The organism is Mycobacterium sp. E2238 (genome assembly GCF_001672665.1).
In the GTDB taxonomy this organism is placed as follows: domain Bacteria; phylum Actinomycetota; class Actinomycetes; order Mycobacteriales; family Mycobacteriaceae; genus Mycobacterium.
On record NZ_LZKF01000040.1, the window covers coordinates 1 to 6,303 of the forward strand.

General features: G+C 71.0%; 7 protein-coding genes. 5 read left to right on the forward strand and 2 right to left on the reverse strand.

Translation table 11 applies throughout. The annotated features are described in order from the left end of the window. The coding region (locus tag A5711_RS03115) for a cutinase family protein (protein ID WP_231971971.1) at nt 1-246 on the reverse strand (246 nt) is incomplete at its 3' end. A 56-nt stretch (nt 247-302) separates the two neighbouring features. Here A5711_RS03115 and A5711_RS03120 point away from each other — a divergent pair. Further along, nucleotides 303-1,109, forward strand: coding sequence for a purine-nucleoside phosphorylase (locus tag A5711_RS03120; protein WP_067943968.1), 807 nt, complete (start codon nt 303-305; stop codon nt 1,107-1,109). A 1-nt stretch (nt 1,110) separates the two neighbouring features. Next, nucleotides 1,111-2,694 (forward strand): phospho-sugar mutase, encoded by a 1,584-nt coding sequence (locus A5711_RS03125; RefSeq protein WP_067943970.1) that lies wholly within the window; start codon nt 1,111-1,113, stop codon nt 2,692-2,694. A gap of 5 nt (nt 2,695-2,699) precedes the next feature. Here the strand turns inward: A5711_RS03125 and upp are convergent, their stop codons facing one another. Beyond that, nucleotides 2,700-3,323: a uracil phosphoribosyltransferase gene (upp, locus tag A5711_RS03130; protein WP_067943972.1), complete on the reverse strand. Its 624-nt coding sequence runs from the start codon at nt 3,321-3,323 to the stop codon at nt 2,700-2,702. A gap of 177 nt (nt 3,324-3,500) precedes the next feature. Here upp and A5711_RS03135 point away from each other — a divergent pair, with 177 nt between their 5' ends. The 3 genes from A5711_RS03135 to A5711_RS03145 all read left to right on the forward strand — a co-directional run. Next, a complete protein-coding gene (locus A5711_RS03135; RefSeq protein ID WP_067943976.1) occupies nt 3,501-4,319 on the forward strand; it encodes an alkaline phosphatase family protein in 819 nt (272 codons plus the stop codon). Nucleotides 4,320-4,368: 49 nt separating this feature from the next. Further along, the gene (locus A5711_RS03140) at nt 4,369-5,652 is read left to right on the forward strand and encodes a primosomal protein (protein WP_067943974.1); all 1,284 of its coding nucleotides are present in this window, start codon (nt 4,369-4,371) and stop codon (nt 5,650-5,652) included. 41 nt (nt 5,653-5,693) lie between these two features. After that, on the forward strand, nt 5,694-6,303 hold a 610-nt coding region (locus A5711_RS03145; RefSeq protein WP_156744761.1), incomplete at its 3' end, for a VWA domain-containing protein.

Sequence of the window (6,303 nt, forward strand, 5' to 3'; positions counted from 1 at the left end):
GCTGGCCGGGTAGTTCACCGCGTACGCGTCGACGCTGCGCGAGCCGAGGGCCGGCTGCAGCGCGGCGAGCAGCGCGTCTCCGGCGACCCCGAGACCGGGCGGCTCGGCGGTGCCGCGGGCGAAGATGAGCTGAACGTCGGGACATCCGTCGGCCCGCGCCGGCGCCAGCGGACCGGTGGCGATCGAAAGAGCCGCCACCGCAACGGCGACGGCCAGGCCGGCAATCGGCCACTTACGAAGATTCATGCGGCAGATTTTCACATATTCCGGCGTGTGCCACCGCGCCGCTAAGCTCCCCCACTGTGGCCGAACCCCCGCTCGACCCCGCCGAGCTCGCGCTGCGGGCGGCGCAGGTCATCGGGGAGCGCACCGGCGTGCCCGGGCACGACGTCGCCATCGTGCTCGGATCCGGTTGGCGCCCAGCGGTTTCCGCGCTCGGCTCCCCGGTCGCCGTGCTGCCGCAGGCCGACGTGCCCGGGTTCGCGCCCCCGACCGCCGTCGGGCATACCGGTGAGCTGATCTCGACGCGCATCGGCGAGCGCCGGGTGCTGGTGCTGGTCGGTCGCGTGCACGCCTACGAGGGCCATGATCTGTGCCACGTCGTGCACCCGGTGCGGGCGGCTTGCGCGGCGGGCGCGCGCATCGTCGTGCTCACCAACGCGGCCGGCGGCTTGCGGCCCGACCTGACGGTGGGCCAGCCGGTGCTGATCAGCGATCACCTCAACCTGACCGCGCGTTCGCCGCTGGTCGGACCGCAATTCGTGGACCTGACCGACGCTTACTCGCCGCGGCTGCGGGACCTCGCCCGCCAGGACGACCCGGGACTGGCCGAGGGCGTCTACGCCGGCCTGCCGGGCCCGCATTACGAGACGCCGGCCGAGGTGCGCATGCTGCGGATGCTGGGCGCCGACCTGGTCGGCATGTCGACGGTGCACGAGACCATCGCCGCCCGGGCGGCCGGCGCCGAGGTGCTGGGGGTGTCGCTGGTCACCAATCTGGCCGCCGGGATCAGCGGTGAGCCGCTGAGCCACGCGGAGGTGCTCGCCGCCGGCGCCGCGTCGGCCGGCCGAATGGGCGCGCTGCTGGCCGACGTCGTAGCCCGGTTCTGAGATGACGCCCGAGGACTGGATCGCACACGATCCCGACCCGGCGACGGCCGCCGAGCTCGCCGCGTGCGCGCCCGACGAGCTGGCCGCGCGATTCGCCCACCCGCTCCGGTTCGGCACGGCGGGCCTGCGCGGCCCGGTGCGCGGCGGGCCCGACGCCATGAACGTCGCGGTGGTGTCGCGCGCCACCTGGGCGGTCGCGCGGGTGCTCGACGGGCGGGGCCTGGGTGGCTCGTCGGTGATCGTCGGGCGCGACTCCCGGCACGGCTCCGCCGTTTTCGCCACCGTCACCGCCGAAGTGCTTGCCGCCCAAGGCTTCTCGGTCATGCTGCTGCCCGGGCCGGTGCCGACGCCGGTGGTCGCGTTCGCCGTGCGCCACACCGGCGCCGCCGCCGGGATACAGATCACCGCCTCGCACAACCCACGGACCGACAACGGCTACAAGGTCTACACGGACGGCGGCATCCAGATCGTCTCCCCCACCGACCGCGAGATCGAGGCCGCGATGGCCGCCGCTCCCCCGGCCGACGAAATCCACCGGGGTCCGGTCCAACCCGCCGGCACCGACCTGGTCGAGCGCTACATCGCCCGGGCCGCGGCGGTGCGGCGCGGCACCGGTTCGGTGCGGGTGGCCTTGACCCCGCTGCACGGGGTCGGCGGCACCGTGGCCGTGGCAGCGTTGCAACGCGCCGGCGTCGGCCAAATCCACACCGTGGGTGCGCAGTTCGCGCCGGACCCCGACTTTCCGACCGTCGCTTTCCCCAATCCCGAGGAGCCCGGCGCCGCCGACGCGCTGCTGGCTTTGGCCGAAGAGGTCAGGGCCGACGTCGCGATCGCGCTGGATCCCGACGCCGACCGGTGCGCGGTCGGCGTCCCGGCCGGCTCGGGCTGGCGGATGCTGTCCGGTGACGAAACCGGTTGGCTGCTGGGCGATTACATCTTGTCGCGGGTCGCCGATCCGCGAGCGGTGGTGGTGGCCAGCACCGTGGTGTCCTCACGGATGCTGGCGGCCATCGCGCGCCGGTACGGGGCCACCCACGTCGAAACGCTCACCGGCTTCAAGTGGCTGGCGCGCGCCGACGCCGACGTGCCGGGCGGCACGCTGGTGTACGCGTACGAGGAGGCGATCGGGCACTGCGTCGACCCGGACGCCGTGCGCGACAAGGACGGCATCAGCGCCGCGGTGCTGGTGTGCGACCTGGTGGCCGCGCTCAAAGACCGGGGACGTTCGGTTTCCGACGCGCTCGACGAGCTCGCCCGGCACTACGGCGTGCACGACGTCGCGGCGGTGTCGCGCCGCGTCGCCGACGCCGCCGAGGCCGCCGAGGTGATGCGGCGGCTGCGCGAGACGCCACCGGAAACGCTGGCCGGGTTCTCCGCGAGCGTCACCGACATCGCCGACGCGCTGATCTTCACCGGTGGCGACGACGACGCGTCGGTCCGGTTGGTGGTGCGGCCATCCGGGACTGAGCCGAAGCTGAAGTGTTACATCGAGGTTCGCTGCGCGGTCACCGGCGAGCTGGACGACGCCCGGCGGCGGGCCGGGGCGGTGCGCGACGAGCTGGTGTCTTCGGCGCAGAGCTGGTAATGGGGCTAGCGCGGCCCGTATTGACGGTCGCCCGCATCGCCGAGACCCGGCACGATGTAGGCGTTCTCGTTGAGCCCGTCGTCGACCGCCACGGTGAACAGGCGCGCCTCGGGAGCCTTCTTCTCAAGCGCGGCAACGCCTTCGGGCGCGGCCACCGCGCACAACACCGTGACGTCGGCGGCACCGCGATCCAGCAGCAGGCCGACGGTGTACTGCAAGGACCCGCCGGTGGCCAGCATCGGATCCATGACGAACACCGGCAGGCCGGCCAGCTCGTCGGGCAGCGACTCGAAATATCCAGTCGCCCGGTGGGTTTCCTCGTCGCGGGCCACGCCGACGAAGCCGACCCCGGCCTGCGGCAGGAGCGCGAGCGCCTGGTCCACCATGCCCAGCCCGGCCCGCAACACCGGCACCAGCAGCGGCGGTTTGGCCAGCCGCACTCCCTGCGCCTCGGCCACCGGTGTGCGGATCGGAAAATTCTCTCGGGGGGCGTCCCTGGTGGCCTCGTAGATCAGCATCGCGGTCAGATCCCGCAACGCCGCCCGGAAGCCCTCGTTGTCGGTGCGTTCGTCGCGCATCGTCGTCAGCCGGGCGACCGCCAGCGGGTGATCGACAACGCGCACCTCCACGGTGTTTGACCTTATATAACGATCCGGCCGCAGTTCGCTAACGCCCCGCTGAAGCCGCCCGCGTCGCCGCCGGCGACCTGCCCGGTCCAACAATATGCTCCCGTAGTGCTGAGCGGAATCGCGGATTCAACAGGGTTGACGGGCAGGGCATTTCGCGTCCTTGGGGCACTCGGCGCGCTGGCCCTGGTCGCGCTGGCGGCCAGCCCGCTGACTCCGCGGATAGGCCTGGTGGCAGCGGCCATTCCGCAGCCTGCGCACATCGTGATCGTGGTCGAGGAGAACCGCTCCGAAAACGGCATCATCGGCAACAACTCGGCGCCCTTCATCACCGCGCTGGCCGCGGGTGGGGCCAACATGGTGCAATCGTTCGCCGAAACGCACCCCAGCGAGCCGAATTACCTGGCGCTGTTCGCCGGCAACACCTTCGGGGTGACGACGGACCAGTGCCCCATCAACGGCGGCGCCGCGCCCAACCTGGGTTCCGAATTGCTGGCCACCGGCTACACATTCGTCGGATTCGCCGAGGGCCTGCCCGCGGTCGGCTCGCCGGCGTGCAGCGCCGGCAAGTACGCGCGCAAGCACGTGCCCTGGGCCAACTTCACCAACGTGCCGCCGGCGAACTCGCTGCCGTTCTCCGCGTTCCCGATGGGCAACTACGCCAGCCTGCCCACCGTGTCGTTCGTCATCCCCAACAACGACGACAACATGCACGACGGCTCGATCGCTCAGGCCGACACCTGGCTGAACCGGCAGCTGTCGGGCTACGCCAACTGGGCGGCGGCCAACAACAGCCTGCTGATCGTGACGTTCGACGAGGACGATAACGGCAGCCGCAACCAGATCCCCACGATCTTTTACGGCGCCCACATCCGTCCCGGCAATTACAGCGAGCAGATCAACCACTACAGCGTGCTGTCCACGATCGAGCAGATGTACGGGCTGCCCAAAACCGGATACGCGGCCAGCGCGCCACCGATCACCGATATCTGGGGCTAGCCGCTCCCGACGGCAGGGGTCCTCCCCCGCCGTCGCTATTGTGTGCCGCATGGCTGCTGACCTCGTGCCCATCCGCCTGAGCCTGTCCGACGGCGACCGCTACACCGTGTGGGCGCCCCGCTGGCGCGACGCCGGCGACGAGTGGGAGGCGTTCCTGGGCAAGGACGAGGACCTGTACGTCTTCTCCTCGGTCGCCGACCTGGTCGCGTTCGTGCGCTCCGACACCGACAACGACCTGGCCGACCACCCCGCTTGGAAGGACCTGACCGCGGCGCACGCGCACAAGTTCTCGCCCGCCGACGACAAGCAGTTCGATCTGGTCGCGGTCGAGGAGCTGGTGTCGGAGAAGCCGACCGAGGAGTCGGTGACCGGGCTGGCCCGCACGCTGGCGCTGGTCTCGTCCATCGGGTCGGTGTGCGAGCTCGCCGCGGTGTCGAAGTTCTTCAACGGCAATCCCACGCTGGGCACCGTGTCCGGCGGGATCGACCACTTCAGCGGCAAGGCCGGCCTCAAGCGCTGGAACGCGCTCGGCGAGATCATCGCGCGCAGCTGGGACGACGTGCTCAGCGCGATCGAGGACATCGTCACCACCCCCGAGGTGGACACCAAGCTGTCGGCCAAGGCCGCCGACGAGCTGGCCGAAGAGCCCGAGGAAGAGGAAGAGGCGGAAGACACCGAGGCCGGCGTGGAGGCCGATGCCGAGGCCGACGAGGAGGCCGACGAGCCCGTGGAGGCCGACGCCGAGGAGCCCCGCGCGGCCGGTGACACCGTCATCCTGGGCAGCGACGAGGATTTCTGGCAGCAGGTCGGCATCGATCCGATTCGGATCATGACGAGTTCAGGCACCTTCTACACCCTGCGGTGCTACCTCGACGACCGCCCGATCTTCCTGGGCCGCAACGGGCGCATCAGCGTGTTCACCTCCGAACGGGCGCTGGCCCGTTACCTCGCCGACGAGCACGACCACGACCTGGCCGACCTGAGCACCTACGACGACATCCGCACCGCCGCCACCGACGGTTCGCTGGAAGTCAAGGTCACCGAGGACAACGTCTACGTGCTCAGCGGGCTGGCCGACGACATCGCCGACGGGCCGGACGCGGTGGACCGCGACCAGCTGGACCTGGCCGTCGAACTGCTCCGCGACATCGGCGACTACTCCGAGGAGGGCACGGTCGACAAGGCGCTGGAGACGGGCCGCCCGCTGGGCAAGCTGGTGGCCTACGTGCTCGAGCCCGGCTCGGTCGGCAAGCCCTCGGCGCCGTACGCCGCGGCGGTGCGGGAATGGGAGAAGTTGGAGCAATTCGTCGACGGGCGGCTCAGGCGCGAATAGCCCCCGTTTGACGGCCCGGAGAGTCTCCTCTTTACTGGCGGGTGTCGCTTCCCGGGATCGGCCCGTTACCGCTCTACGGCTTCCAGCGCCCGGGCATGCTGTTGTTCGGTTTGCTACCGCTGGCCTTGCTCGCTGTCTACGTCCTGGTCCAGGCGCGTCGCCGGCGCCGGTTGCGCCGGTTCACCGAGGCGAGCGTGCCCCAGTCGCCGACGCGGCACATCCCGATCGCCGTCGCGCTGCTCAGCCTGGTCCTGCTGACCATCGCGCTGGCCACCCCGACCCACGACATGCGCATCCCGCGCAACCGCGCCGTCGTCGTCCTGGTCATCGACATGTCGCAGTCCATGCGGGCCACCGACGTCCCACCGAACCGGCTCAAGGCGGCCGAGGAGTCGGCCAGCCAGTTCGCCAGCCAGCTGACGCCCGGGATCAACCTCGGGCTGGTGGAGTTCGCGGCCAACGCCTCGCTGCTGGTGTCCCCGACCACCAACCGTGCGGCCGTGAAGGCGGCGATCGACAACCTGAAACCCGCCCCCAAGACCGCGACGGGTGAAGGCCTCTTCACCGCGCTGCAGGCCATCGCGACGGTCGGCTCGGTGATGGGGGGCGGCGAGGGCCCGCCGCCGGCGCGCATCGTGCTGGAGTCCGACG

What these genes read in the sequence shown, in the direction of transcription:
- A5711_RS03125 (WP_067943970.1), top strand. Translation starts at nt 1,111, where the DNA reads ATGACGCCCGAGGACTGGATCGCACACGATCCCGACCCGGCGACGGCC.
- A5711_RS03140 (WP_067943974.1), top strand. Translation starts at nt 4,369, where the DNA reads ATGGCTGCTGACCTCGTGCCCATCCGCCTGAGCCTGTCCGACGGCGAC.